At 71.5% G+C, this 25920-nt stretch carries 25 protein-coding genes, 1 tRNA gene and 1 pseudogene; 15 read left to right on the top strand and 12 right to left on the bottom strand.

What is annotated here, in order from left to right:
• The first annotated feature begins 41 nt into the window (after positions 1-41).
• From A5643_RS15920 to A5643_RS15910, 4 genes are all read left to right on the top strand, one after another.
• Positions 42-1322: a S1C family serine protease gene (locus A5643_RS15920; RefSeq protein WP_066857659.1), complete on the top strand. Its 1281-nt coding sequence runs from the start codon at positions 42-44 to the stop codon at positions 1320-1322.
• A gap of 47 nt (positions 1323-1369) precedes the next feature.
• The gene (locus A5643_RS15915; protein ID WP_066857656.1) at positions 1370-1864 is read left to right on the top strand and encodes a MogA/MoaB family molybdenum cofactor biosynthesis protein; all 495 of its coding nucleotides are present in this window, start codon (positions 1370-1372) and stop codon (positions 1862-1864) included.
• A 6-nt stretch (positions 1865-1870) separates the two neighbouring features.
• The gene (locus A5643_RS18315) at positions 1871-2008 is read left to right on the top strand and encodes a hypothetical protein (RefSeq protein WP_156628848.1); all 138 of its coding nucleotides are present in this window, start codon (positions 1871-1873) and stop codon (positions 2006-2008) included.
• 161 nt (positions 2009-2169) lie between these two features.
• A complete protein-coding gene (locus A5643_RS15910) occupies positions 2170-2568 on the top strand; it encodes an MscL family protein (RefSeq protein WP_231995624.1) in 399 nt (132 codons plus the stop codon).
• Positions 2569-2589: 21 nt separating this feature from the next.
• Here the strand turns inward: A5643_RS15910 and A5643_RS15905 are convergent.
• From A5643_RS15905 to A5643_RS15895, 3 genes and pseudogenes are all read right to left on the bottom strand, one after another.
• Positions 2590-3237: pseudogene (locus A5643_RS15905) on the bottom strand (SAF domain-containing protein).
• 71 nt (positions 3238-3308) lie between these two features.
• Positions 3309-3659: an FmdB family zinc ribbon protein gene (locus A5643_RS15900; RefSeq protein ID WP_066857650.1), complete on the bottom strand. Its 351-nt coding sequence runs from the start codon at positions 3657-3659 to the stop codon at positions 3309-3311.
• A gap of 61 nt (positions 3660-3720) precedes the next feature.
• Positions 3721-4323, bottom strand: coding sequence for a 5-formyltetrahydrofolate cyclo-ligase (locus tag A5643_RS15895; RefSeq protein ID WP_066857647.1), 603 nt, complete (start codon positions 4321-4323; stop codon positions 3721-3723).
• 130 nt (positions 4324-4453) lie between these two features.
• Between A5643_RS15895 and A5643_RS15890 the strand changes: the two genes are divergently transcribed.
• From A5643_RS15890 to A5643_RS15870, 5 genes are all read left to right on the top strand, one after another.
• Positions 4454-5365, top strand: a complete 912-nt coding sequence (locus A5643_RS15890; RefSeq protein WP_066858061.1) for a UTP--glucose-1-phosphate uridylyltransferase — start codon at positions 4454-4456, stop codon at positions 5363-5365.
• A 31-nt stretch (positions 5366-5396) separates the two neighbouring features.
• Positions 5397-6668, top strand: a complete 1272-nt coding sequence (glp, locus tag A5643_RS15885) for a molybdotransferase-like divisome protein Glp (RefSeq protein WP_066857644.1) — start codon at positions 5397-5399, stop codon at positions 6666-6668.
• A 14-nt stretch (positions 6669-6682) separates the two neighbouring features.
• On the top strand, positions 6683-7336 hold the full coding sequence (locus tag A5643_RS15880) for a GNAT family N-acetyltransferase (protein WP_066857641.1): 654 nt from the start codon (positions 6683-6685) through the stop codon (positions 7334-7336).
• Between the two features lie 139 nt (positions 7337-7475).
• A complete protein-coding gene (sepX, locus tag A5643_RS15875; protein WP_066857637.1) occupies positions 7476-8507 on the top strand; it encodes a divisome protein SepX/GlpR in 1032 nt (343 codons plus the stop codon).
• Positions 8508-8560: 53 nt separating this feature from the next.
• Positions 8561-8633: transfer RNA gene (locus A5643_RS15870), tRNA-Ala, on the top strand.
• A 563-nt stretch (positions 8634-9196) separates the two neighbouring features.
• Here the strand turns inward: A5643_RS15870 and A5643_RS15865 are convergent.
• The gene (locus A5643_RS15865) at positions 9197-10366 is read right to left on the bottom strand and encodes a phosphatidylserine decarboxylase (protein WP_066857635.1); all 1170 of its coding nucleotides are present in this window, start codon (positions 10364-10366) and stop codon (positions 9197-9199) included.
• 139 nt (positions 10367-10505) lie between these two features.
• Here A5643_RS15865 and A5643_RS15860 point away from each other — a divergent pair, with 139 nt between their 5' ends.
• On the top strand, positions 10506-11336 hold the full coding sequence (locus A5643_RS15860; RefSeq protein ID WP_066857632.1) for a formate/nitrite transporter family protein: 831 nt from the start codon (positions 10506-10508) through the stop codon (positions 11334-11336).
• Positions 11337-11454: 118 nt separating this feature from the next.
• On the opposite strand, the gene gdhA is transcribed toward A5643_RS15860, so the two are convergent.
• Entirely contained in the window at positions 11455-12804 is a 1350-nt protein-coding gene (gdhA, locus tag A5643_RS15855; protein ID WP_066857629.1) for an NADP-specific glutamate dehydrogenase, read from the bottom strand.
• A gap of 269 nt (positions 12805-13073) precedes the next feature.
• On the opposite strand from gdhA, the gene pat reads away from it, so the two are divergent.
• Genes pat through A5643_RS15840 form a run of 3 tightly spaced genes read left to right on the top strand, consistent with a single transcriptional unit; the run spans position 13074 to position 15385 of the window.
• Positions 13074-14036 (top strand): acetyltransferase Pat, encoded by a 963-nt coding sequence (gene pat / locus A5643_RS15850; RefSeq protein WP_066858058.1) that lies wholly within the window; start codon positions 13074-13076, stop codon positions 14034-14036.
• A complete protein-coding gene (locus A5643_RS15845; RefSeq protein WP_066857626.1) occupies positions 14033-14713 on the top strand; it encodes a DUF5642 family protein in 681 nt (226 codons plus the stop codon). The genes pat and A5643_RS15845 overlap by 4 nt, the downstream gene beginning before the upstream one ends.
• 9 nt (positions 14714-14722) lie before the next feature.
• Positions 14723-15385 carry a DUF5642 family protein gene (locus A5643_RS15840; protein ID WP_066857623.1) on the top strand — a complete coding sequence of 221 codons (663 nt, stop codon included), beginning with the start codon at positions 14723-14725 and terminating at the stop codon, positions 15383-15385.
• 3 nt (positions 15386-15388) lie between these two features.
• Here A5643_RS15840 and A5643_RS15835 read toward each other — a convergent pair whose 3' ends face one another.
• Complete coding sequence (locus A5643_RS15835; RefSeq protein WP_197497749.1) at positions 15389-15985, bottom strand: alpha-ketoglutarate-dependent dioxygenase AlkB; 597 nt, start codon at positions 15983-15985, stop codon at positions 15389-15391.
• Between the two features lie 70 nt (positions 15986-16055).
• Here A5643_RS15835 and A5643_RS15830 point away from each other — a divergent pair, with 70 nt between their 5' ends.
• Positions 16056-17258, top strand: coding sequence for an arginine deiminase (locus tag A5643_RS15830; RefSeq protein WP_066858055.1), 1203 nt, complete (start codon positions 16056-16058; stop codon positions 17256-17258).
• A gap of 7 nt (positions 17259-17265) precedes the next feature.
• On the opposite strand, the gene A5643_RS15825 is transcribed toward A5643_RS15830, so the two are convergent.
• The gene (locus A5643_RS15825; RefSeq protein ID WP_066857617.1) at positions 17266-18828 is read right to left on the bottom strand and encodes a dolichyl-phosphate-mannose--protein mannosyltransferase; all 1563 of its coding nucleotides are present in this window, start codon (positions 18826-18828) and stop codon (positions 17266-17268) included.
• Between the two features lie 25 nt (positions 18829-18853).
• Between A5643_RS15825 and rsmI the strand changes: the two genes are divergently transcribed.
• The gene (gene rsmI / locus A5643_RS15820; RefSeq protein WP_066857614.1) at positions 18854-19693 is read left to right on the top strand and encodes a 16S rRNA (cytidine(1402)-2'-O)-methyltransferase; all 840 of its coding nucleotides are present in this window, start codon (positions 18854-18856) and stop codon (positions 19691-19693) included.
• Here the strand turns inward: rsmI and sigJ are convergent.
• The 5 genes from sigJ to A5643_RS15795 all read right to left on the bottom strand — a co-directional run bounded on the left by sigJ (position 19683) and on the right by A5643_RS15795 (position 25852).
• Positions 19683-20582 carry an RNA polymerase sigma factor SigJ gene (gene sigJ / locus A5643_RS15815; protein WP_066857612.1) on the bottom strand — a complete coding sequence of 300 codons (900 nt, stop codon included), beginning with the start codon at positions 20580-20582 and terminating at the stop codon, positions 19683-19685. The two genes, rsmI and sigJ, sit on opposite strands and share 11 nt — an antisense overlap.
• A complete protein-coding gene (locus A5643_RS15810) occupies positions 20579-21754 on the bottom strand; it encodes an NAD(P)/FAD-dependent oxidoreductase (protein WP_066857609.1) in 1176 nt (391 codons plus the stop codon). The genes sigJ and A5643_RS15810 overlap by 4 nt, the downstream gene beginning before the upstream one ends.
• A 93-nt stretch (positions 21755-21847) precedes the next feature.
• Entirely contained in the window at positions 21848-23083 is a 1236-nt protein-coding gene (locus A5643_RS15805) for an aminodeoxychorismate synthase component I (RefSeq protein ID WP_066857606.1), read from the bottom strand.
• A gap of 74 nt (positions 23084-23157) precedes the next feature.
• A complete protein-coding gene (locus A5643_RS15800; protein WP_066857603.1) occupies positions 23158-24270 on the bottom strand; it encodes an NDMA-dependent alcohol dehydrogenase in 1113 nt (370 codons plus the stop codon).
• 37 nt (positions 24271-24307) lie between these two features.
• The gene (locus A5643_RS15795) at positions 24308-25852 is read right to left on the bottom strand and encodes a flavin-containing monooxygenase (RefSeq protein WP_066857600.1); all 1545 of its coding nucleotides are present in this window, start codon (positions 25850-25852) and stop codon (positions 24308-24310) included.
• Positions 25853-25920 lie beyond the last annotated feature (68 nt).

The raw sequence follows: 25920 nt of genomic DNA, 5'->3' as shown, positions 1-25920 counted from the left end.
TCGCCGCGACCGAGCGCTCCGAGGAAGGGCACGAAAGCGACATGACGACTGACCCGAGGTTCTCGCCACCGCGCCGGCCGCCGTATCCGCCGCACCAGTCGCCGGCCCCGGGCCACACCCAACCGCACCTGCGTCCCCACCAGACCGGCCAGCAGAGCGTATGGAGCCACCACCCGGGCTATCCGGGGCCGCCGCCGAGCCCACCGCGACGTAAGTCCCGCGCCGGGGCGCTGACCGTCGGTGCGGTGGCCATCGCGATGGTCTCCGCCGCGGTCGGCGGCGGCGTCGCCACCCTGGCCCACCAGGACCACGGCCGGATCGCCAGCTCCACGACCACCGTCGTCGGCTCCAACCCCGACGCCGTGCCCGCCGCCGAGTTGCCGCTGGGCTCGGTGGAACAGGTGGCCGCCAAGGTGGTGCCCAGCGTGGTCACCCTCGAGACATTTTTGGGCCGGCAGTTCCAGGAGGGCTCCGGCATCATCTACTCCTCCGACGGGCTCATCCTGACCAACAGCCACGTGGTCTCCGCCGCCGCCGACGCCGGCGACGGGCGGGCCGCCCCCGAGACGCTGGTCACCTTCGCCGACGGGCGCACCGCCGAGTTCACCGTGGTGGGCACCGACCCGGCCAGCGACATCGCGGTGGTGCGGGTGCGCGGCGAAACCGGGTTCACCCCGATCACGGTCGGCTCCTCGGCGAACCTGCGGGTCGGCCAGCAGGTGGTGGCGGTCGGCTCACCGCTGGGCCTGCAGGGCACGGTGACCAGCGGGATCGTCAGCTCCCTGAACCGGCCGGTCTCCAGCGCCGGGGACGCCCGCAACCAGAACACCGTCCTGGACGCCATCCAGACCGACGCGGCGATCAACCCGGGCAACTCCGGTGGCGCGCTGGTCAACATGAACGGTGAGCTGGTCGGGATCAACTCCGCGATCGCCACCCTGGGCGGGGACGCCTCCGATTCGCAGAGCGGCTCGATCGGCCTGGGCTTCGCGATCCCGATCGACCAGGCCAAACGCATCGCCGACGAGCTGATCGCCACCGGGAAGGCCTCGCATGCCTCGCTCGGGGTGCTGCTGGCCGCCGACAACACGCTGCACGGCGCCCGGGTGGTCGAGGTCGTCGAGAACGGCCCGGCGGCGGCCGCCGGCCTGCCCGGCGACGTCATCGTCACCCGCTTCGACGAACGCCCGATCGCCAGCGCGAACGCGTTGATCGCCGCGGTGCGGTCCAAGGCGCCCGGCGACGAAGCGACCCTGACCTACCTCGACGCGGCCGGCGACAGCCAGACCGTGCACGTCACACTCGGAAAGGCAGACGATTGAGCGAACTGGAAGCGGTGCGCGCGCTGCGCGGGGATACGGTGTCACTCATGGAACAGGTAGAGGAGCGGGTCGGTCGGGCGCTGATCGTGGTGGTCGACGACCGCACCGCGCACGGTGACGAGGACCAGAACGGTCCGCTGATCACCGAGCTGCTCACCGAGGGCGGCTTCGTCGTCGACGGGGTGGTGGCGGTCGAGGCCGACGAGGTGGAGATCCGCAACGCCCTGAACACCGCGGTGATCGGGGGAGTGGACCTGGTGGTGTCGGTCGGCGGCACCGGGGTCACCCCGCGCGACGTCACCCCCGAAGCCACCCGCGACATCCTGGACCGGGAACTGCTGGGTATCGCCGAGGCGTTGCGCGCCTCGGCGCTGTCCGCCGGGATCACCGACGCCGGACTCTCCCGGGGGCTGGCCGGGATCTCCGGCAGCACACTGGTGGTCAACATGGCGCCGTCGCGCTATGCGGTGCGCGACGGGCTGGCCACGCTGATTCCGTTGGCGGCCCACATCATCGGGCAGTTGTCCAGCCTGGAACTCTGAACCGCCATGCCGCCGACCCGCGACGAGATGTTCGGCAACGAATTCCCCCAGGAATCGAGCGACGAACGTGACCCCGACGCGGCCCGCGACGACGCCGATCACGAGCGGTGGCTGCGTGATAACGTGCCCCCGCACCATCGTTGAGCCCGAGGACCGAGCCCACGACTCTCAGCGGGATTGAGTCTGTCCGAAAACGCCCAGCGCTGGATGTGCCCGCTTAAACTGCGGCTAGACGGGGTCGCCCCGTCGAATCCGTATGGAGGAAAGGGACGACTCTCGTGATCAAAGGCTTCAAGAATTTCGTGATGCGTGACGACGTCATCACGGTCGCCGTCGGTTTGGTGGTCGCGCTGGCGTTCTCGAATCTGGTCGAGGCGTTCACCAAGAGCGTGATCAACCCGCTGGTGGCCCGTGCCCAAGGCGAGCACGGTTTCGGCCTGGGCGTGCAGCTCGGTGCCGCGGGCAACGAGGCGACCTTCCTCGACCTCGGCGCGCTGATCTCGGCGATCATCTACTTCCTCGTCTTCATGGCGGTCGTCTACTTCCTGATCGTGGTGCCCTACAAGCACATTCAGGCCCGCCGCGGCGTCACCGTGTTCGGCGACGCGCCGCCCACCAAGGTCTGCCCGGAATGCCTCTCCAACGACCTGCCCGAGGCCGCCCGCAAGTGCAAGCACTGCGGCAGCCTGCAGACCACGGTCTGAGTCTCCCGCCGCGGCGGGCGCTCAATGCAGGGTGAGCGTCAGCTGCGCGACGAGCGTTGCGGCGGCCACTGCCGTCGCCGCCGGCCCCGGTAGCGCCACCAACACCACCCGGTCGCTGTCGGCGATGGCCGGCCCGCTCGCCGCGGAGACCGACACCACCACCGCGTCGGCGGCCACCACCCGGGGCCGCGGCTCGGACTCGGCGGCGGCGAGGACATCGACCACATCGCCGGGGCGCACCAGGTCCAGCACGGCCGGATCGGCCGGGTGCACCGCCACCAGTCGGGCGTTCGGTCCGGCCGCCGCCGCGGTCAGTCGCGGACCGAGGATCCGAACGTCGGTGAGGATCTCACCGCGGCGGGCCGGACCGGCCAGGGTGGCCCCGACCTACCCGCCGGGGTCAATCTGCGCACCGTCGGGAACCGTTGTTGCCAGCCGGTTTTCCCGCTTCAGGTCACCGTCTGCGAGGGCTGTGCCTGCGGACAGGTCGCGGGCGGCCACCACCACCTCGGTGTGGGCGGCGGCCGGATCGGGGCGCAGCGCGCTGATCGCGGCGAGGACCACCAGCGTGGCGGCGGCGAACCGCCGGGCCGCGAGGGTGCGCGACCAGTCCGGCCGCAACATCGCGTGCAGCCGGCTCAGCAGGGTGGGGTCGAGCGAGTCGCGCATTCCGGCACGGTAGCCAGTGCGCGGGCCGCCGGCCGTCGCGTCGGCGGCGGGCTGTGGATAACCGCGCGGTGTCAGCCGGTGGTCGACGACGCGGCCGACGAACTGGCCGACTTGGTCGCGGAGCCGTTCGACCCGGGCTTGTCGCCCGAGGACTTCTCACCGGACGACTTCTCGCCGGAGGCGGCCCCGGAGGAGCCGTCGGCGCCGTTGGATTTCTTGCCGCCCGGGATGCTCGAGCCGTTGCCGGCCCGGCTGTCGGTGCGGTAGAAGCCGCTGCCCTTGAAGACCACGCCGACCGAGCCGAACAGCTTGCGCAGCCGGCCGGAGCACTTCGCACAGGTGGTGAGGGTGTCGTCGGTGAAGGCCTGCACCACGTCGAATCGATCGCCGCAGTCGGTGCACTGATAGCTGTACGTCGGCACAGAAACCTCCGAAATGTGTTACGCGTGCGTTAGCACTCTACAATTTCAAGTGCTAAAACCGCTAATCGGCGGGGGTCATTCCCGTCCGCCCCGCGGTGAGACCGATCAGACCCCGCGCCGGGGTCAGCGCGTGGCTCATCCGCACGTCGTGCGCCTCGGCCGGGACCGCGGCGAGCAACTCCTCGTCGCGCACGACCGCGACCACCGCGGCCCGCGGGTCCCGCAACGGCAGTGAGCGGTCGTAGTAGCCGCCGCCGCGCCCCAGTCGCACCCCGCGGCCGTCGACCGCCAGGGCCGGCACCAGCACCAGCGCCGCCTCGGCCAACGTCGCCGGATCCCGCCCCGGACCCGGCGGCTCGCGTAACCCGAACGGCCCGGTGACCAGATCCGCCTGCCGGTACTCGGCCCACCGCAGCGGCTCGTCGACCCCGCCGACCACCGGCACCAGCACCCGCACCCCCCGGCGCACCAGCGCATCGAGCAGCGTCGCCGAGCCCGGCTCGACTCCGACCGGCACATAGGCGCAGACCGTGTCACCGTCGATCGGCAACGTCGCGGCCCAGCCGGCGAGCGCGTCGGCCTCGGCGGCGCGCACCGCCGGTGCCACCGCCCGCCGGGCGGCCAGCAGCCGCCGGCGCAGCTCCGCCTTGTCGTTGGCCGTCATGACCTGCCTTCCGGGCTCGTCGGGGTCCGGGCGGTGGCGCCGGTCGCGCCGCGGCCCGCCACCCTCCACTTTTGCACCGCCGCACCGGCTGGGTGCCGAGGCGGCGGTTATCGTGTGAACAATGTCCTCCGTGTCCACTGCGCACGTCCGGATTCCGCGCACGGCGATCGTGCCCGCGGCCGGATTGGGCACCCGATTTCTGCCCGCCACCAAGACGGTGCCCAAAGAGCTGCTGCCGGTGGTCGACACCCCCGGCATCGAACTGGTCGCGGCCGAGGCGGCCGAGGCCGGCGCCGAACGGCTGGTGATCATCACCTCCGAGGGCAAGGACGGCGTCGTCGCCCACTTCGTCGAGGACCTGGTGCTGGAGGGCACGCTGGAGGCCCGCGGCAAGAAGGCCATGCTGGCGAAGGTGCGCCGCGCCCCCGCGTTGATCAAGGTCGAGTCGGTGGTGCAGGCCGAGCCGCTGGGCCTCGGTCACGCCATCGGCTGCGTCGAGCCGGCGCTGGCCGACGACGAGGACGCGGTCGCGGTGCTGCTGCCCGACGACCTGGTGCTGCCCACCGGGGTGCTGGAGACGATGTCGGCGGTGCGGGCCCGCTACGGCGGCACGGTGCTGTGCGCCATCGAGGTCACCCCCGAGGAGGTCAGCGCCTACGGGGTGTTCGACGTCGCGGCGGTGCCCGACGCGGGCAACCCCGACGTGCTCAAGGTCAACGGCATGGTGGAGAAACCGGCCGCCGAGGACGCCCCGTCGCTGTACGCGGCGGCCGGCCGCTATGTGCTCGACCGCGCCGTGTTCGACGCGCTGCGGCGCACCCCGCGCGGCGCCGGCGGCGAGGTGCAACTGACCGACGCGATCGCGCTGCTGATCGAGGAGGGCCACCCGGTGCACGTGGTGGTGCACCGCGGGTCGCGCCACGACCTGGGCAACCCGGGCGGCTACCTTAAGGCTGCGGTCGATTTCGCCCTGGCCCGCGACGACTACGGGCCCGACCTGCGTCGCTGGCTGGTCGCGCGGCTGGGGCTGGCCGAACAGTAACCGGGGCGACCCGACGGCAGAAAGGCGCACAGTGCGTTCGGTGGAAGAGCAGCAGGCGCGGGTGACGGCGGCCGCCATGGCTCCGCGGCCGATCCGGGTTGCCATCGCCGAGGCGCAGGGCCTGATGTGCGCCGAGGAGGTCGTCACCGAGCGCCCGATGCCCGGTTTCGACCAGGCCGCGATCGACGGTTACGCGGTCCGCAGCGTCGACGTACTCGGCATCGGCGGTATCGGCGCCGACCCGGAGGAGGCCGGCGCGCCGGCCACCGGCGAGGTCACGCTGCCGGTGATCGGCTCCATCGATGCCGGCACCCGCACCCCGACCCGGCTGCAGCCGCGGCAGGCCGCGCGGGTGCAGACCGGGGCGCCGATGCCCACCCTGGCCGACGCGGTGTTGCCGCTGCGCTGGACCGACGGCGGCGAGAGCCGGGTGCGGGTGCTGCGCGGGGTGCGCTCGGGCGCCTACGTGCGCCGCACCGGCGACGACGTGCAGCCCGGCGACGTGGCGGTGCGCGCGGGCACGATCATCGGCGCAGCCCAGGTCGGGCTGCTCGCGGCGGTCGGACGCGAACGGGTGCTGGTCCACCCGCGGCCGCGGATCGCGGTGCTCTCGGTCGGCGGGGAGTTGGTCGACATCAGCCGCACGCCGGGCAACGGGCAGGTCTACGACGTCAACTCCTACGCGCTGGCCGCGGCGGCGCGCGACGCCGGTGCCGAGGTCAACCGGGTCGGCATCGTCGACAGCGAGCCGGAGAAACTGCGTGAGGTCGTCGAGAGCCAGCTCGGCCGATCCGAGATCGTCGTGATCGCCGGGGCGGTCGGCGGCGCGGCCGCCGAGGCGGTGCGCGACGTGCTGGGTGAACTCGGCGAGATGGAGGTGGCGCGGATCGCGATGCACCCCGGCTCGGTGCAGGGCTTCGGTCAGCTCGGCGAGGAGGGGGTGCCGACGTTCCTGCTGCCGGCCAACCCGGTCAGCGCCCTGGTCGTCTTCGAGGTGATGGTGCGGCCGCTGATCCGGCTGTCGCTGGGCAAGCGGCAGCCGATGCGGCGGATGGTGTCGGCGCGTGCGCTCTCACCGATCAGTTCGGTGGCCGGGCGCACCGGTTACCTGCGCGGCCAGCTCATGCGCGACCAGGACACCGAGGAGTACTTGGTGCAGGCGCTGGGCGGGATGCCCGGCGAGTCCTCGCACCTGCTGGCCACGCTGGCCGAGGCGAACTGCCTGGTCGTGGTGCCCAGCGATGTCGAGCAGGTGCGCACCGGGGAGACCGTCGACGTGGCGTTCCTCGCGCAGCGCGGCTGAACGGTGTCGGCTCGGTGAATTTCTTGCGGTCGAGCTCGGTGCATCCGGGCTGGCCGATGCCGGTGGGTCCGCTGCGGGTGCCCGCCGGGGTGATCCGGTTGCGTCCGGTGCGGCTGCGCGACGGTGTGCAGTGGAGCCGGATCCGGCTGGCCGAACGCGATCACCTCGAACCCTGGGAGCCCAGCTCCGGGACCGATTGGCTGCCCCGGCACGCCGCGTCGGCCTGGCCGGCGCTGTGTTCGACGCTGCGCTCGGAGGCCAAGGCCGGCCGGATGCTGCCCTACGTCATCGAGGTGGACGGGCAGTTCTGCGGCCAACTCACGATCGGCAACGTGACCCGCGGGGCGTTGCGCTCGGCGTGGATCGGCTACTGGGTGTCGAAGGCGGCGGTCGGTGGCGGGGTGGCCACCGGCGCGTTGGCGCTCGGGGTGGACCACTGCTTCGGTCCGGTCAAGCTGCACCGGGTGGAGGCCACCGTGCGCCCGGAGAACGCCGCCAGCCGGGCGGTGTTGGCCAAGGTCGGCTTCCGCGAGGAGGGGCTGCTGCGGCGCTACCTCGACGTCGATGGCGCCTGGCGCGACCATCTGTTGCTGGGCCTGACCGTCGAGGAGATCGACGGCTCGGCGGCGGCCGGTCTGGTCGCGGCGGGCCGCGCCGAATGGGCATGACACACCGCTGTTACTGAAGTGAAATCTGAGACAGATGATGTTGGTGCTGCTAAATTACAGACATGTAATCATGTCGGCGCGCCTGTCCGGACGGGGCCGACCACCGGCATAGCCTGAGAGGGGAAAGGAGCAGGTCACCATGCCAAGCATCCCCCAGTCGTTGTTGTGGATCTCCCTCGTCGTGCTCTGGCTGTTCGTGCTGGTGCCGATGTTGATCAGCAAACGCGACGCGGTGCGCCGGACCAGCGATGTGGCGTTGGCGACCCGGGTGCTCACCAGTGGCTCCAGCGCGCGCCTGCTCAAGCGCGGCGGCCCGGCCGGCGGGCACCGCAGCGACCCGAACTGGCGACCCGACGAGCACGACGACTTCGGCGGGGACGACGCCGAGACCGGTGCCATCGCCACGCTCTCCGCCACCACCGACACCGAGAAGGATTACCTCGACGTCGATGTGGTCGAGGAGGATCCGGCGCTCCCGGCCGGTGTTGCGGAGGGCGCCGCCGTGGACGCCACCGCCGCGGTCAGTCCCGCCGCGGACACCGCCGGTGCGGACTCCGCCGAGCCCGAGGCCGCGCCGGAAGAGACCGTTCCGGCCGGCGAGGGGTTCGAGACCGAGGCCGCCGACGACGACGGCATCGACGGCATCGACGGCATGGACGACATCGACGAGGCCGAGGACCTGCACGAGGAGCCCGCCACCGTCGGCTTCACGGCGGTGAACCCGTCGTCGCGGAGCCGGCGCTACGACAGCCACCGCACCGCCGCCGCGGTCAGCGCCCGCAAATACGCGTTCCGCAAGCGGGTGCTGACGGCGATGCTGGCCATCCTGATGATCTCGGCGCTGCTGGCGTTCACCGTGGCCTCGGCCGCCTGGTGGATCTTCGGGGCCACCGCGACCGCGGCCGTGCTCTACCTGGGCTACCTGCGCCGCCAGACCCGCATCGAGGAACAGGTGCGCCGCCGGCGGGCCCGGCGGATGGCGCGCTCGCGGCTCGGGGTGGAGAACACCGCCGACCGGGAGATGGACATCGTGCCGGCCCGGCTGCGCCGGCCCGGCGCCGCGGTGCTGGAGATCGACGACGAGGACCCGGTCTTCGAGCACCTCGAGGAGGTCGCGTTCGCCCGCGAGCAGGACTGGGCCAGCTCGCTGCCCCGCGCCGCCGGCCAGTAGGGATCGCGGTTTCGGCCGGATCGCCGGCGGCTGATACCCTGCTTATCGGTCCAGGGGCTATGGCGCAGTTGGTAGCGCGACTCGTTCGCAACGAGTAGGTCAGGGGTTCGATTCCCCTTAGCTCCACAGAGATTGCTCAAGGTCGGGTGCCGTGGCCCGGTTAGCTGAAGATTGACAGCGGTTTCGGCGAAGCAGCGGAGACCCAGGTGTTCCGGCGCTGCGGCCTTCAGGCGCGGGCGATGGTGTGTCCCAGCGCTGACATAGATTCACCTCCAAACCAAGGCGCGGTCAGCGCACGGGTCTTGAGAACGGAGGCGAAAGCTGCAATGACGAGCGAGAAGTCCTGCCCGGCCTGCCACATCGGTTTGGTGCCAGCGGGTAAGGGCGTCTGCAGCGTATGTGCCAAGCGGGGACGCACAGCGCCAGTGCCGAAACGGAAGCTGATCAAGCATGCCCGGAAGCGCGAACCGGATCGATGCCCAGGGTGCCGGCAGCAGGTCGAGCTCGTTTCCGGTCGCGTTCCTGATCATCGGTTCCCCGGCAGCGTGAACCGCTGCCGAGGCAGCGGCAGTCAGATCGTGCCCCGCGTCGAAGAAAGAGGTCCGCGGGGAGGCCGTTGGATCATCAGTGGCGGCCTTCCGTCTTAACAGCCAACCGGCTCGGAATAGGCGTCGCCGCACACCACACCCCTACCGAACCCGGCACCGCGCCACCGGCGTCCCGAAGAACCGGAACTCCTGATCGCGGTCGATCTCGACCTCGACGCCCTGCTGGAACACGAGGATGATGTCGGAGCCGCCGAACTGGAAGAAGCCGAACTCCTCACCCTTGGCCATGTGCCGGTCCTCGGTCGCGGTGAGCACGACCGAGGACACATGGCCCATGCCCACCGGGATCACCGCGACGAGCCCGATATCACCGGCCTCGGAGCCGGCCGTGTCGAGGGTGACCACGCCGCGGGTCTGGGAGAACTCATAGCCGGTGGTGGAGTCGTCGATGCCCTGCAACTGGCCGTCCTCGATGCCGACCGGCATGAACACCTTGCCCTCGATCCGGAAGGACTCCGCCACCCGGCCGGCCACCGGCAGGTGGAAGCGGTGGTAGGCGTGCATCGGCAGCATGTAGTGCACGAAGGTGCCGTCGGCGAAGCTGTCGGCGTACGCGCTGCCCTCGATGAGCTGCCGAATGTTGCCGTACTTCGCCTTTTTCACGGCCGCGGCCGGGATGTTGGAGTCGGCGTCGACGTCGTAGGCGGCTTTGAACGAGCAGTCCGCCGGCCGGGTCACCACCAGGTTGGTGTCGGGTTCGGCGATCGGACGCAGCCCGCCGTTGAGTTCGCGGGCGATGAACTGGTTGGCGGTCAGCCACCCGCTCGGCGCATTCGGCGCGCCGTCCACCAGGGACTCCCAGACCCGGTACCGCGGCGAGTAGTCGATGAACGTCTGCAGCACCTCCGGGCTGAACGACTCCGGGCTGTCCAGGAAATCGCCCCACCGCTTGGTGAATTCGGTCATCCACGCACGGAAGACCTCGGAATCCTGCGGGGCCTTCTCGCCGGTCTTCTGGGAGACCAGGAAATAGAAGTGGGCCTCCCGGTCGTCGACCTCCTCGTCGCTGTCGCGCTTCTTCCAGGCGTCGTCGCCGGACTCGCGGGGCACCCACCGCAGAAACCGCTCGACGTAGTCCTGGTACTCCTCGATCGTGCCCGGCCACTCCAGCGCCGCGAACAAATCGGGACGCAACTCCGCTTCGGCCCACTTACGTGCCGAGGTCAGGGACTGCTCAAGCAGCTCGGCCAGGCCGGGCTCCCGGTCCAACACGGCGTGCAGTGTGCGGGAGATCGATTCCGGCTCGCTCATCAGTGCTCCTTGGTTCCGAAGCTGTCATCGAAGACACATGACCGCTCGGCCGGCACCGGCGGCGGCCCACACCGGGAGATACCCCGAGCCGCGCTTCGCTAACCCGAGCCCTCGAGGCGCCGCCGCTAAGGTGCAGGGGATGAACACCGAGAGGAGCGGTCCGGGCGACGGCGTGCTGCCGGGCCCGGGCGCCGTGGAGACCGCGGAGATCCCGCGCGAGGACCAGACCTTCGACCGCACCGTCGAGGAGGGCAAGCAGCGGATCAGCCGGGGCTGGCTGCCGCTGATCATCACCGGCTTCATCGGCGGATTCGACGTCAGCGTCGGCATCCTGGCGTTCCTGCTGGTGCAGCACTACACCGGCAACCCGGTACTGGGCGGGCTGGCCTTCGCCACCGGGTTCATCACCTTGTCGATCGGGCACAGCGAGCTGTTCACCGAGAACTTTCTGGTCCCGGTGGCCGCCGTGGTCGCCAAGGCCGGCACCGTGTGGCAGCTCGGCCGGCTGTGGACGGTCTCGCTGGTGACCAACATGGCGGGCGGCTGGCTGCTGGCCGCGCTCATGATGCTCGGGCTGCCCGCGCTTCGCGGCACCGCCGTCGAATTCGCCACCAAATACATCGATCTCGGGGTCACCTGGACCGCGCTGGCGCTGGCGATCATCGGCGGCATGCTGATGACGCTGATGACCCACCTGCAGAAGGCCACCGACTCCGAGGGCGTCCAGCTGGTGCCCGCGGTCATCACCGGGTTCATCCTCAGCATCGGCCACATCAACCACGCGGTGGTGGCGTCGCTGATGTGCTTCGCCGGGCTGATCGCCGGGGCGCCGTTCGGTTACCTCGCCTGGGTGCAGCTGCTGGTGATCGCCACCGCGGGCAACCTCATCGGCGGCCTGGCACTGGTCACCGTGTTCCGGCTTCTGCAGGTGCCGCACAAGGTCCAAGAGGCCCGCGCGAACTCCCACTGAGTGCGCCCCCCGCGTTGACTCTGCGGTGAGGGCGGCGAAATAGCGCAAAACCCGAGTGAGCTGCGCCCTCAGCGCAGAGTCAACGCGGCGGGAGGGCTCGCCGGCGGCGGGCTCGCCCCTAGATGAGCCCCTGGGCCAGCATCGCGTCGGCGACCTGGATGAACCCGGCGATGTTGGCGCCGACGACGTAGTTGCCCGGCGCGCCGTACTCCTCGGCGGTGCTCAAGCAACGATCGTGGATGCCGTTCATGATGGCCGCCAGCCGCTGCTCGGTGTAGCCGAACGTCCAGGAGTCCCGCGAGGCGTTCTGCTGCATCTCCAGCGCACTGGTCGCCACCCCGCCGGCGTTGGCCGCCTTGCCGGGGGCGAACTTCACCTGCGCCTCGGTGAAGTGCTTCACCGCCTCGGGGGTGCAGGGCATGTTGGCGCCCTCGGCGACGATCTTGCAGCCGTTCTTGATCAGGCGCACGGCGTCGTCGCCGTCGAGCTCGTTCTGGGTGGCGCTGGGCACCGCGATGTCGCACGGCACATCCCAGGTCAGCCGGCCCGGCACCAGCTCGGCGGCCCCGCCGCGGCCCTCGATGTAGGCGTCGAGGCGCTCCCGGCGGTCCTGCTTGACCTCCTTGAGCAGCTCCAGGTCGATGCCCTTCTCATCGATGACGTAGCCCGAGGAGTCCGAGCAGGCCACCACGATGCCGCCCAGCTGGTGGATCTTCTCGATCGCGTAGATCGCGACGTTGCCCGAACCCGACACCACCACCCGCTTGCCGTCGAAGGTGTCGTTGGCGGCCTTGAGGATCTCGTCGATGAAGAACACCGCGCCGTAACCGGTGGCCTCGGTGCGCACCTGCGAGCCGCCCCAGGTCAGGCCCTTGCCGGTGAGCACCCCGGACTCGTAGCGGTTGGTGATCCGCTTGTACTGGCCGAACAGGTAGCCGATCTCCCGGCCGCCGACGCCGATGTCCCCGGCCGGGACGTCGGTGTACTCGCCGATGTGGCGGTACAGCTCGGTCATGAACGACTGGCAGAACCGCATGATCTCGTTGTCGCTGCGGCCCTTGGGGTCGAAGTCCGACCCGCCCTTACCGCCGCCGATCGGCAGCCCGGTCAGGGAGTTCTTGAAGATCTGCTCGAACCCGAGGAACTTGATGATGCCCAGGTAGACCGACGGGTGGAAGCGCAGCCCGCCCTTGTAGGGCCCGAGCGCGGAGTTGAACTCCACCCGGAACCCGCGGTTGATCTGCACGGTTCCGTTGTCGTCGTGCCAGGGCACCCGGAAGATGATCTGACGCTCCGGCTCGCACATCCGGTGGATGACCGCGGCGTCGGCGTACTGCGGGTGCTTGGCGATCACCGGCTCGAGGCTGCTGAGCACCTCGTAGACGGCCTGGTGGAACTCGGTCTCACCCGGGTTGCGGTGCAACACCTCGTCGTAGATGTCGTGCAGCGTCTGATCCAGCGCAGTCATGTTCGGGATTACTTCCTTGAGCTGTGTGATGGACGTGACAGGGCCGCCAGCAGGGCGGCGGCGTTGACGTCACCGGCTGACAGATTAGTGCGCGGGGCCGCTCCGGCGCGAATCGGGGCAACGGTTGGCGCCCCCGCCGCGGCGGCCATAGCCTAGGACGAAGCGGTGGCCGAACCGGCCGACGAGCAGGGCAGGGCGACGATGCAGCTGAGTGCGCGAGGGTTGATGCGGTGATCGATCACACCTCCCGGCTGGCCGAGCTCAGCGCCATGGAGATCTTCCGCGGCTGCACCGCCGAGGAGCTGTCGCCGCTGGCCGCCACCCTGCAGCGGCTGGCGGCCCCGGCCGGCGAACTGCTGATGAAACAGGGCGAGCAGGCGGTGTCATTCCTGCTCATCTCCGCCGGGGCGGCCGAGGTCATCCACCTCGACGAGGACGAGGCCACCGTCATCGAGACCGTCTCGGCGGGCATGATCGTCGGCGAGATCGCCCTGCTGCGCCACACCCCGCGCACCGCGACGGTCATCACCGTCGAGCCCACCACCGGCTGGATCGGCGACGACCGCGCGATCGAGGAGCTGATGCGCCTGCCGGAGGTGATGTCGCGGGTGGTGCGCACCGTGCGCCGCCGGCTAGCCGCCCTGGTCACGCCCGTCCCCATCGAGGTGCGCGGCGGCGCGGACCTGCTGCTGCGCCCGGTGCTGCCCGGCGACAGCGAACGCACCCTGCAGGGCCACGTCCGGTTCTCCGCCGAGACCCTCTACCGGCGGTTCATGACCGCCCAGGTGCCCAGCCGCTCGCTGATGGCCTATCTGGCCGAGGTCGACTACGTCGACCACTTCGTGTGGGTGGTCGCCGACGCCGCCGACGACGACGCCCCGGTCGGCGACGCCCGCTACGTGCGCGACGCCGACGACCCCACCCTGGCCGAGATCGCCTTCACCGTCGCCGACGCCTACCAGGGCCGCGGGATCGGGACGTTTCTCATCGGGGCGCTCGCGGTGGCCGCCCGGGTCGCCGGGGTGCAGCGGTTCTCCGGCCGGATCCTGGCCGACAACCTGGCGATGCGCACGATCATGGAACACCACGGCGCGGTCTGGCAGCGCGACGAGGACGTCGGCGTGGTGACCACCGTGATCGACGTGCCCGACGCCGAGCACCTGCCGTTCGACGCCGCGCAGGCCGACCGGATCCGCGACACCGCCCGGCAGGTGATCCGGGCGATGGGGTGAACCGGCCGGGCCGCTGGATCGCGGCGGTGGCGGCGCTGACGATCGGCTGCACCACCGGCCCGCCGCCCGTGGCCGCGCCGAGCCCCGAAGCGGCCCCGCCGCCGGGGCCGATCCACCCCGCCGACATCCGACGGGTGGTGGGCCTGCTGCCGGAAGGCTACGAACACAACGACACCGCCGACCTCGCCTCCCCGGCCGGGATCTGGGGGCTGGGCCCGGCCGCGGTCGCCGACCCGCCGGACTGCGCGGCGCTGGCCGACCCCGCCGGCGCACGCGACCCCGCGGCCCGCGGGGTGTCCGGCTCCGGTGCCGGCGGCATCGTCTACGCCGTCGTCGCCCCCGCCGCACCGCCCGACCCCGCACTGACCGGCCGGTGCGCCACCTGGCGGATGACGTTCGCGCGCACCACGATCGACGTCGAGCTCATCGACGCGCCGCACATCGACGGCGTCCCGACGGTCGGGATGACCAGCCGCGGCGCCACCCTGGTCGAAGGCGGCGGCGAAATCGACTCCCTGGCCTACACATTCACCGCCTACCTCGACGGCTACCGGGCGGTGACCGCGGCGGTCGTCGACCCCGGCGCACCGCAGCCCCAACTGGACGCCGGGTACGCCGCCGACCTACTGGTCCGCGCGGTCGCCGAATTGCGGGGCGCAGCCCACCCGGTTGGGTAGATTGACACGGTGCTCACCCGCTCGGCACTGCTCCTCCTGATCACCGCCTGCTGGCTCGGCGGCTGCTCCTGGCGCAGCGACCCCGAAATCACCTCGGCCGACATCGCCAAAGTCACCGAGCTCAAGGACGGCTTCGGCCCCGGCTACGAGGTCAAAGACATCGCCAAGACCGGCATCGACCCGAAACTGCTGGCCGAACGCAAGCTTCCGGAGGGCCTGAAGTTCGAGCCCGAACCCTGCGAGGAGTTCGCGGTCGGCCAGAAGGTCCCCGACGGCACCGAGGGCAACATGGCCGCGGTCACCGCCGAAGGGCACGGCAACCGGTTCATCGTCATCGCCCTGGAGACCTCCCAGCCGGTGCCGTTCCGCGAACCCGGCCACGGCTGCAAGAAGGTCGGTTTCGCCGGCAAGGGCCTGCGCGGGGTCATCGAGGCGGTCGACGCCCCGCGCATCAAGGGCACCGAAACCCTCGGGGTGCGCCGGATCCTGCAGGCCTCGATGCGCGGCAAGACCCGCACCGGTGAGCTCTACGACTACTCCGCGCACTTCGGCAACTACCAGGTGATCGTCACCGCCAACCCGCTGGTGATCCCCAACCAGCCGGTCGCCGAGATCGACACCGAGCGGGCCAAGGAACTTCTGGTCAACGCGGTCGCGGCGATCACCGGTTGAGTCTCAGCGCACCCCGCGCGGCCGGAACTGCACGCTGATCCGCGGGCCGGTGCGCGCGCTGGTCTTGGGCACCGCATGCTCCCAGGTGCGCTGGCAGGACCCGCCCATCACCAGAAGGTCGCCGTGGCGCTGCGGCAGCCGCAGCGACGGGCCCCCGCCGCGGGGGCGCAGCGCGAACGTGCGGGTGGCGCCCAGGCTGAGGATGGCCACCATGGTGTCCTGGGTGCGCCCGCGCCCCAGCGTGTCGCCGTGCCAGGCCACGCTGTCGTCGCCGTCGCGGTACAGGCACAGCCCGGCGGTGGTGAACGGCTCGCCCAACTCCCCGGCGTAGATGTCGTTGAGGCGGCGGCGCAGCCGCGCCAGCGCCGGATGCGGCGGATCCTCGACGGCCAGGTCGTAGAAGCTGACCAGCCGCGGGACGTCGAGCACCCGGTCGTACATGCGGCGCCGTTCGGCGCGCCAGCGCACCCCGGTGCGCAGCGCCGCGAACAGCGCATCCGCCTCGTCGGTCCAGCCGGAGCGCACGTCGATCCAGGCGCCGGCGCCGAGCGCGCGGCGTTCGTGGTGCTCGAACAGCGAGTCCTGTACCGCTACCGCCACGGCCGACAGTTTATCGCACAAACATTCGATTTCGCGGTGTGGGCGGTGCCGCGCCGCTACCGTGGCGACTGTGAGCGTCACCGAACTGGGCTCCGACTCCGAGGTCGGCACGCTGCGGGCCGCCATCGTGCACCGCCCCGGCCCGGAACTGGCCCGGCTCACCCCGCGCAACAGCGACTCGCTGCTCTTCGACGGCCTGCCCTGGGTGACCCGCGCCCAGCAGGAACACGACGCGTTCGCCGCGCTGCTGCGCTCGCGCGGGGTGGAGGTGCTGCTGCTGGCCGATCTGCTCACCGAGGCGCTGCACAGCGGCGCCGCCCGGGTGCAGGGGGTGGCCGCCGCCGTCGACGCCCGCCGGCTGGGCGGCCCGCTGGCCGAGGAGCTCACCGCCTACCTGCGCGGCCTGGCGCCGGCCGAGCTGGCGCAGATCCTGATGGCCGGGATGACGTTCACCGAACTGCCGCTGGGCGCCGACGGCTCGCTGGTGCGCCGGATGCACCACGGCGGTGACTTCGCCATCGCGCCGCTGCCCAACCTGGTGTTCACCCGCGACTCCTCGATCTGGGTCGGCCCGCGGGTGATCATCCCGTCGCTGGCGCTGCCGGCCCGCGCCCGCGAAGCCGCGCTGACCGACCTGATCTACACCCACCACCCCCGGTTCACCCGGGTGCGCCGCGCCTATCAATCCCGCTCCGCCCCGGTCGAGGGCGGCGACGTGCTGCTGCTGGCCGCGGGGGTGGTGGCGATCGGGGTGGGGGAGCGCACCACCCCGGCCGGCGCGGAGACCCTGGCCCGCAGCCTGCTCGACGACGGGCTCGCCGACACCGTGCTGGCGGTGCCCATCGCCCAGCAGCGCGCCCAGATGCACCTGGACACCGTCTGCACCATGGTCGACACCGACGCGGTGGTGATGTACCCCAACATCGCCGACAGCCTGTCCGCCTACCCGATCCGGCGCACCGCGACCGGGATCCGCATCGACGACGCGCTGCCGTTCGTCGACGCTGCCGCCGCCGCGATGGGCATCGACCGGCTGCGGGTCATCGACACCGGCCTGGACCCGGTGACCGCCGAACGCGAGCAGTGGGACGACGGCAACAACACCCTGGCGTTGGCGCCCGGTGTCGTCGTCGCCTACGAACGCAACACCGAAACCAATGCCCGGCTTGCGGATTCGGGGATCGAGGTGCTCTCCATCGCCGCGGCGGAGCTGGGCACCGGCCGCGGCGGCCCGCGGTGCATGTGCTCCCCGATCGCGCGGGAACGATTGTGAGGCAGCGTCACCGCCAGCTCGGCAGCCAGATCTCCATGTTCCAGGTGGTCTGCGAGATCGGTGTCCCGGTCAGGATCGGGAACAGCCACGCGAAGTTCGTCAACACCACGGCGACGTAACAGGACACGACGATCATCCCCAGGACGTGGCGTTCCCGGTTGCGTCGGGGCCGGTGCAGGATGTCGCCGCAGATCAACGCGATCGTCATCACCAGGAACGGCGCCATGACCACCGCGTAGAAGAAGTACATCTGCCGGTCGATGTCGACGAACCACGGCAGCCACCCCGCGCAGTAGCCCACCAGCACCGCCGCATAACGCCAGTCCCGGCGCACCAGCATCCGCCAGGCCGCGTACAGCAGCACCGGCACGGATAGCCACCACATCGCCGGGGTGCCGACCAGCAGCACCGCCTTGACACACGACTGCGCACCGCAGCCCGGCACGTCGTTCTGGTCGATGGCGTAGAGCACCGGGCGCAGCGACATCGGCCACGCCCACGGCTTGGACTCCCACGGGTGATGGTTGCCCGCCGCGTTGGTCAGCCCGGAGTGGAACTTGTAGGCCTTGAACGTGTAGTGCCACAGCGAGCGCAACGCATCCGGGACCACCCCGAAGCCGCCGGTCAACCCGATCCCCCGGCCCTCCTCGTGGCGGCTGATCGCGGTCTCGGAGGCGAACCACGGGGCATAGGAGGCCAGATACACCCCGATCGGGATCAGCCCGAGCGCGTAGCCGGTCGGAACCAGATCGCGGCGCAGCACCCCCAGCCAGGGCCGCGGCACCCGGTAGGCGCGGCGGGCGGCCACATCGAAGCCCAGCGACAGCACCGCGAAGCCCACCACGAAATACAGCCCCGACCATTTGGTCGCGCAGGCCAACCCCAGCAGCACCCCGGCGCCGAAGCGCCACCAGCGCACCCCCAGCCGTGGCCCCCACCGGGTTTCGGCGATCCGGCCCTCGACGAAGGCGACGTGCATGCGGTGGCGCATCTGGTCGCGGTCGACGATGAGCGCCGCGAACGCGGCCACCACGAAGAAGGTCAAGAACCCGTCGAGCAGCGCGGTGCGCGACCCCACGAAGCTGACACTGTCCCCGATGAGCAGCAGCCCGGCGATCCCGCCGACCAGCGTGGAACGGCTGATCCGCCGCACGGTGCGCGCCACGATCGCCACCATCGCGACCCCGAGCAGCGCGCCGGTGAACCGCCAGCCCAGCCCGGTGTAGCCGAACAGCGCCTCGCCGAGCGCGATCAGCTGCTTTCCCACCGGCGGGTGCACGACCAGCCCGTAGCCTGGGTTGTCCTCGACGCCGTGATTGCCCAGCATCTGCCAGGCCTGCGGGGCGTAATGCTTCTCGTCGAAGATCGGGGTGCCCGCATCGGTGGGTGAGCCCAGGTTCAGAAAGCGGGTCAGCGCGGCCAACGCGGTGACCACCGCCGTCATCGCCCAACCGCCGGCCCGGTCGAGCGGGCCGAAATCCGCAGGCGGCAGCAGCGGCGCGGGGCTGATCAGCGGGACCGCGGGCACGGCGGGCGCGGCGGGCTGGCCGGTGTCGGGCGGGGCGGTCATCACCGTCGATCGTAGGCTGTCGGCCATGACCGCTGGGCGACTGTTGCTGGCGGCCACCCCGCTCGGACAGCCCGCCGATGCGTCGGCGCGGCTGGTCGCCGCGCTCGGCGCCACCGAGGTGGTCGCCGCCGAGGACACCCGCCGGGTCGGCACCCTGGCCAAGGCCCTCGACGTCACCATCACCGGCCGGCTGGTCAGCCTCTTCGACGCCAACGAGGCCGCCCGGGTGCCCGCCCTGGTCGCCGAGATGACAGCCGGCGCCACCGTGCTGGTGGTCAGCGACGCCGGGATGCCGCTGATCTCCGACCCCGGCTACCGGCTGGTGCGCGCCTGCGTCGACGCCGGCATCGCCGTCAGTTGCCTGCCCGGCCCGTCGGCGGTGACCACCGCGCTGGCCGTCTCGGGCCTGCCCGCCGCCCGGTTCTGCTTCGAGGGGTTCGCGCCGCGCAAACCGGCGGCGCGGCGCGCCTGGCTGACCACCCTGGCCGCCGAGCCGCGCACGGTGGTGTTCTTCGAGTCGCCGCGCCGGCTGGCGGCCTGCCTGGCCGACGCCGCCGCACTGTTCGGGTCCCGCGCCGCGGTGGTCTGCCGGGAGCTGACCAAGGTGCACGAGGAGGTGGTGCGCGGCAGCGTCGACGAGCTGGCCGCCTGGGCCGCCGGCGGGGTGCTCGGCGAGATCACCGTGGTGCTCGACGGCGCGACGGCCAGCGCCGACGTCGCGGACCTGGTCGCCGAGGTCGAGGAGCGCACCCGCGGCGGGGAACGGCTGAAGGATGCCTGCGCGCAGGTGGCGGCCGACCATCCGGGGGCGGTGTCGCGGCGGGAGCTCTACGACGCGGTGCTGCGCGCCCGCGCTACCGGCTGATCCGCCGCCCGGTGGCCAGCGCGGCCAGCTTGTCCGGGTTGCGCATCACGTAGAAGTTGCTGATCAGCCCGTCGGTGACCTCGACGGTGAACGCGCCCTCGAGGCGGCCCCCGTCGTAGACCAGCACCGTGGGTGCGGCGTTGCACACCGCGGTCTCGAAGCGCAGCCGCTCGAAGGCCTCGCCCAGCCGGCGCAAGCCGATCGCGAGCATCGCCACCTTCTCGGCGCCCACCACCGGGCGGCGTGCCGCGGAGGCCTTGCCGCCGCTGTCGGCGGTCCAGACCACGTCGGGGGCCAGCATCGCCAGCACCGACTCCACCTCACCGGAGGCGGCCGCGGCCAGGAACTCGCCGGTGATCCGGAGGCTCTCCGCCGGGTCGACCGGGGCGAACCGGGGCCGCCGCGCGGCGACGTGCTGCTTGGCCCGGTGGGCGATCTGGCGGGTGGTCGGCACCGACTTGTCGACCGCGGCGGCGATCTCCTCGTAGTCGAACCCGAACACCTCCCGCAGCACGAACACCGCGCGTTCGTCGGGGCCCAGCGTCTCCAGTACCACCAGCATCGCCATCGACACCGACTCGGCCAGCACCACATCCTCGGCGGGGTCCTGCTCGTCGAGCAGCAGCGGCTCGGGCAGCCACGGGCCCACGTAGTCCTCCCGGCGGCGGCTGCCGGCCCGCAGCGCGTTGAGCGCCTGGCGGGTCACCAGCCGGGTCAGATACGCCTTGGTGTCGCGCACCTCGGGCAGCGCCACCGCGATCCAGCGCAGATAGCTGTCCTGCAGGACGTCGTCGGCCTCGGTGGCCGACCCCAGTATCTGGTAGGCGACGGTGAACAGCAGCGGGCGCAGCACGGTGAACCGCTCGGTGTGCTCGTCGGGCTCTCTCACGCGCGGACCCCCTGCTGCGGCGCCGGCTGCTCGTCGGCGAACCGCCGGCCGCCCCTGAGCCAACGGTAGGCGCCCGGCTTGGCCGCTTCCCGGCGAATCGCCCACACGGTGCCCTTGCAGATGGCCTCCTTGATCGCCGCGCCCAGCCGGCCGCCGACGAACACGTTGATCGGGGTGTCGTCGAAGCGGGCGAGTTGCACGGTGCCGCGGCGGCGGCCCAGGCTGATGCACTGGCTGACGAACGCCTGATCCAGGGCGGCCGGGGCGGTCCCGTCGATCCGGGCGAGCACGGTGTTGGCGGCCTGGGCACCCATCGGCAGGGCGGCCTGGCAGCTCATCCGCAGCGGCCGCCCCGACGGCGCGGCGGCGTCCCCGGCGGCCACGATCCACGGGTCGTCGATGCAGGTGAGGGTCTCGTCGGTGCGCAGCCGGCCGAGCGCATCGGTGGGCAGACCGCTGGCGGCGGCCACCCCGGCGACACCGAACCCGGCGGTCCACACGGTCAGCGCGCTGGGCAGCGCGATCCGGTCGGCCAGCACCACCGCGTCGCGGCGCACCTCGATGACCACCGCCGTCTCCAGCACGGTGACGCCGAGCCGGGTCAGCGCCTTGGCCACCGAGCGGCGGCCCGGCTCGCTCAGCGACGGCCCGAGCCGTCCGCCGCCCAGCAGCCGCACCCGGTAGCCCTGCCCGGCCAGTTCGGCGGCCGCCTCGATCCCGGTCAGCCCGCCGCCGACCACGGTCACCCGCGCCCCGTCGGGCAGTTTGCGCAGCTGGCGGCGCAGCCGCTCCGCCTGCTCGAACTCGGAGAGGGCATAGGCGAATTCGTCGGCGCCGGGCACCGCCGGGGACACCGGCCCGGTGCTTCCGGCGGCGTAGATCAGGTAGTCGTAATCCACGGCGGCGCCGGAGGCCAGCAGCACGCGGCGCCCGGCGGGGTCGATGGTCTCGGCGGTGTCGACCAGCAGCCGGACGCGGTCGCCGAGCAGGTCGGTGTAGTCGGCGGTCGCCGCGCCGGTGCCGGCGACGTGCTGGTGCAGCCGGATCCGCTCGACGAACATCGGCCGCGGGTTGATCAGGGTGACATCGACGTCGGGCCGGGACCGCAGCCGGTTGGCGGCCAGCGTGCCGGCATAGCCTCCACCGAGGACGACGACGTGGGTGCGGCTCATGGGAATCTCCTCTGTCCGGTTCTGGGCTTCTGCCCTCAAGACACCGGCGGGTGCCAGAACGTGACAGTGAGCCGCCTCACGCCCGGGTGGCCGTCAGCCGACCGCGGGCATGGCGGTGTCGAGCCCGACGACCGGAGCGGCCTTGTGCAGGCACTCCTGCCACTCCGCGTCAGGGTCGGAGTCGGCGGTGATCCCGCCGCCGACACCGAGCACCGCGGTGCCCGCCGGGTCGAACTCGACGGTGCGGATCGCGACGTTGAGTTCACAGCCGGCGACCGGGGAGGCGAACCCGACGGTGCCGCAGTACACGCCGCGGGTGTGCGGCTCCCATCGTGAGAGCAGTTGGCGGGCACGCAATTTCGGTGTCCCGGTGACCGAGGCCGGCGGAAAGGCGGCCTCCAGCAGCGCGGTCATCGGCACGTCGGTGGGCACGTCGGCGGCCACCGTCGACACCAGATGCCACACCCCCGGCGCCCGGTGCACCGCGAGCAGTTCGGGCACCGTGACCGTGCCGGTGCGGGCCAGCCGGCCCAAATCGTTGCGGACCAGATCGACGATCATGATGTTCTCGGCGACGTCCTTGGCCGAGGCGGTCAGCTCCGCCGGGTCGGCCCGCAGCGGCAGGGTGCCCTTGATCGGGCTGGAGATCACCTCCTCGCCGCGCCGGCGCAGGAACAACTCGGGGGACAGCGAGGCCACCGCCCCCCACCGGCCGCTGAGGTAGGCCGCGCGCGCGGGGGCGCTGCGGGCGATCGCGTCGGCGAAGAAGTCCAGCGGGTCCCCGGCGACGGTGCCGGTGAGCTGGGTGCACACGCAGGACTGGTAGACCTCGCCGGCGGAGATCGCCGCCAGGCAGGCCAGCACCCCGGCGTGGTGGGTGCCGCGGTCCGGATACCGCCAGTCGATGTGGCAGGCCCGCGCCGGCGCCGGGCGGGCGAGCGCGTCGGCCAGCCAGCCCGGCATCGGCGCGCCGGTGAGGCTTTCGAACCACCAGCCGCCGGTGCCGTCGCAACGCAGCACGCAGTCGGTCCAGCCGCCGGCGGCCTGCGGCAGTCGGCGCGGCCGCCGCTCGGCGCCGAGATCGGGATAGGACAGGTAGCCGACCCAGCCGCCGCCGACGGCGTCGCCGGGGCCGCCGGCCGGTCCGGGGAACACCGCCGCCGGGTCCACCGGGCGCACCGCGACGCTGGGCGCGATGACGGCCCGGGACCGGAACCACTCGCCGGTCAGGGCGGCGGGCGGGGGCAGGCCCAGCCGCGCGGTCGCCGCACCCACGGCGCGCAGCACCCCGGCGGGTTCGCCGAGGTCGCCGAGCGATTGGATGCGCACCCGCCTAGCTTGCTGGGTTCGGCGAGCAGACGCAAAAGCGCCGCAGCGGCGCGCTGGCCGACCCGCCCGACCGGTCAGCCGAACGTGATGATGCCGCGGATGTTCTTGCCGTCCCGCAGGTCCTGATACCCGTCGTTGATCCGCTCGAGGGGGTAGCGCTCGGTGATCAGTTCGTCGAGCTTGAGCTGACCGGCGTCATACAGCCGCAGCAGCCGCACTATGTCGTACTGCGGGTTGGCCGACCCGAACAGGGTGCCCTTGATCGTCTTGCCGAACAGCACCATCTCGTCGGCCGAGACGTGCACCGCCCGCTCGGTGAAATCACCGGTCAGCCCGACCACGACCACCGTGCCGCCCTTGCCGATCGAGCCGAACGCGGCCGAGACGACGTCCTCGTGGACCTCGCCGACGGTGACCAGCGCCTGATCGGCGAGCTGGCCCCAGGTGAGGTCGGTGATCTTGGCCAGCGCCTCCTCGGCGGTGGCGAAGGCGTGGGTGGCGCCCAGTTTCGTCGCGGCGTCGCGTTTGAACGCGACCGGGTCGACGGCCACCACATGCTTGGCGCCGGCGTGGGCGGCGCCCTGCACCGCGTTGATCCCGACCCCGCCGATGCCGTAGACCACCACGGTGTCCCCGGCGCGCACCCCGCCGGCGTAGTTGGCGGCGGCCCAGCCGGTGGGCACCCCGCACCCGGCCAGCACCGCGGTCTCCAGCGGCAGCCAGTCGTCGATCTTGACCACCGAGTGCTGCGAGACCGTCCCGTACTCGGCGAACGTGCCCAGCATGCAGATCGCGCCGAAATCGGTGCCCGCGGCGTGCCGGCGGAATCCGCCGTCGGGCATGCACCCTTCCAGGATGGTGGCGCCCAGGTCGCACAGGCCCTGCTTGCCGTTCGAGCAGTACCGGCAGGTGCCGCAACTCGGGATGAAACAGCACACCACGTGGTCGCCGGGTTTGACCTTGGTGACCCCGGGGCCGACGTCCTCGATCACCCCGGCGCCCTCGTGCCCACCCACGATCGGGTACCGCACCGGCAGGTTGGGGCTGGTCAGGTGCAGGTCGGAATGGCACAGGCCGGCCGCGGTGAACCGGATCAGCACCTCGCCCTCACCCGGCCCGTCGAGGTCGAGCTCCATGAGCTCGAAGGGCTGCTCGGGGGCATGGATCACGGCGGCCGTGGTCTTCATCGTGGTTCTCCTCCGGGGTTGGGTGCGGCTGGGCTCATCAGGACGCTCGGGCGGCGGATCTGGCCGCGGTGAACAGCAGCGCGGCGTCGTCGACCGGGTCGGCGCAGAGGCGCTTGGTGTCGGCCCGGTAGTCGGGCTCGGCCGACCAGGGCCCGGCCGCCGCGGTGCCCCCGTAGGGGAACACCGGCGCTCCCCGCCGGGCGTAGTTGGACTGCAGGTCGATGAGCGCCTTGCGGACCATCGGGCGGCCGTCGAAGACCGGCTCGACCATCCCGTAGCCGTGCGCGGCCATGTGGTTCAGCAGGCGGATGAAGTGTTGGCAGATCAAATCCACCCGCAGGGTCCAGGACAGCTGGGCGTAGCCGAAGGCGAACACCAGGTTGGGCACCCCGGCGAGCATCGTGGTCTTGTAGACCTGGGTCTCGGGCAGGTCGACCGGCCGGCCGTCGACGCTGAGGGCGATCTTGCCGAGCGGGGTCATGTTGATGCCGGTCGCGGTGACGATGATGTCGGCGGGCAGCTCGGTCCCCGATTTCAGCAGGATCCCCGACGCGGTGAATCGGTCGATGTGGTCGGTGACCACCGAGGCCCGCCCTGCTTTGACGGCGTTGAAGAAGTCGCCGCCGCGGAAGAACGACCCGCCCGGGATCAGGCACAGCCGCTCGGTCCACGGGTCGTAGCGGGGGGTGAAGTGCGTGTCGACGTCGAAGCCCTTCGGCAGCTGCCAGCGGGCCAGGGCGATCAGCAGTTTCGCCATCGCGTTGGGAAAGCGTTGGCACAGCGCATAAGTGGTCCGCAGGAAGGCGATGTTCTTGCGCCGGATCAGCGGATAGGCGCGATCGCGGCCGAGCAGCCGGGTCAGCGTCTTACCGATGCGGTCCACCTTCGGGCGGGTGAAGTAGTAGCCCGGGGAGCGCTGCAGCATGGTGATGTGGGCGGTGTCGTCGGCCATCGCCGGCACCAGGGTGGCCGCGGTGGCGCCGCTGCCGATGACGACGACCCGTTTGCCGGCGTAGTCGAGGTCCTGCGGCCAGAGTTGCGGGTGCACGATCGGGCCGCGGAAGTCGGCCTCGCCGGGAAACTCCGGCCGGAACGGGTTCTCGTAGTCGTAGTACCCGCAGCCGAGGAACAGGAAGCGGGCGTGGAACCGGGTGGTTTCGCCGCTGGCGGTGTGTTCGGCGTGGATGGTCCAGCGCTGCCGGGCCCGGGAGAACTCGGCGCTGCGCACCCGGTAGCCGAAGCGGATGTGGTCGGACAGCCCGTTCTCGGTGACCGTCTGCTCCAGGTACTCCAGGATGTGGTCGGCCTGCGAGATCGTCGTCGCCCTACCCCACGGCTTGAAGCGGTAACCGAAGGTCGGCACATCGGAGTCGGACCGCAGCCCGGGGTACCGGTGGAAGCTCCACGTCCCGCCGATCGAGTCCCGGCCCTCCAGGACGGTGAAGGTGGAATCCGGCCGCTCGGTCTTGAGGTGGTAGGCGGCGTCGATCCCGGAGATCCCGGCGCCGACGATCACGACGTCGAGATCGGTTGTGGCGGTGGGGTCGGGGCGGGGTCCGCGCACCGTGCTCGGGGTCGCCATCTGCTGCCTCCTGTCGGGTCCGCGCGGGGACGCTGACCTCGGGTGTGATCAACGTCATACTACGGCGG

The organism is Mycobacterium sp. 1274756.6 (genome assembly GCF_001668625.1).
Classification (GTDB): domain Bacteria; phylum Actinomycetota; class Actinomycetes; order Mycobacteriales; family Mycobacteriaceae; genus Mycobacterium.
The sequence above is the reverse complement of the archived record's forward strand: the minus strand, read 5'-3'. Positions and strand labels throughout refer to the sequence as shown.

Excerpts from the sequence above, each read along its gene's own strand:
- A5643_RS15920 (WP_066857659.1), top strand. The coding sequence starts at position 42 with ATGACGACTGACCCGAGGTTCTCGCCACCGCGCCGGCCGCCGTATCCG.
- A5643_RS15915 (WP_066857656.1), top strand. The coding sequence starts at position 1,370 with ATGGAACAGGTAGAGGAGCGGGTCGGTCGGGCGCTGATCGTGGTGGTC.
- A5643_RS18315 (WP_156628848.1), top strand. The coding sequence starts at position 1,871 with ATGCCGCCGACCCGCGACGAGATGTTCGGCAACGAATTCCCCCAGGAA.
- A5643_RS15910 (WP_231995624.1), top strand. The coding sequence starts at position 2,170 with ATGCGTGACGACGTCATCACGGTCGCCGTCGGTTTGGTGGTCGCGCTG.
- A5643_RS15895 (WP_066857647.1), bottom strand. The coding sequence starts at position 4,323 with ATGACGGCCAACGACAAGGCGGAGCTGCGCCGGCGGCTGCTGGCCGCC.
- sepX (WP_066857637.1), top strand. The coding sequence starts at position 7,476 with ATGCCAAGCATCCCCCAGTCGTTGTTGTGGATCTCCCTCGTCGTGCTC.
- A5643_RS15865 (WP_066857635.1), bottom strand. The coding sequence starts at position 10,366 with ATGAGCGAGCCGGAATCGATCTCCCGCACACTGCACGCCGTGTTGGAC.
- A5643_RS15860 (WP_066857632.1), top strand. The coding sequence starts at position 10,506 with ATGAACACCGAGAGGAGCGGTCCGGGCGACGGCGTGCTGCCGGGCCCG.
- gdhA (WP_066857629.1), bottom strand. The coding sequence starts at position 12,804 with ATGACTGCGCTGGATCAGACGCTGCACGACATCTACGACGAGGTGTTG.
- pat (WP_066858058.1), top strand. The coding sequence starts at position 13,074 with ATGGAGATCTTCCGCGGCTGCACCGCCGAGGAGCTGTCGCCGCTGGCC.
- A5643_RS15825 (WP_066857617.1), bottom strand. The coding sequence starts at position 18,828 with ATGACCGCCCCGCCCGACACCGGCCAGCCCGCCGCGCCCGCCGTGCCC.
- rsmI (WP_066857614.1), top strand. The coding sequence starts at position 18,854 with ATGACCGCTGGGCGACTGTTGCTGGCGGCCACCCCGCTCGGACAGCCC.
- A5643_RS15810 (WP_066857609.1), bottom strand. The coding sequence starts at position 21,754 with ATGAGCCGCACCCACGTCGTCGTCCTCGGTGGAGGCTATGCCGGCACG.
- A5643_RS15800 (WP_066857603.1), bottom strand. The coding sequence starts at position 24,270 with ATGAAGACCACGGCCGCCGTGATCCATGCCCCCGAGCAGCCCTTCGAG.
- A5643_RS15795 (WP_066857600.1), bottom strand. The coding sequence starts at position 25,852 with ATGGCGACCCCGAGCACGGTGCGCGGACCCCGCCCCGACCCCACCGCC.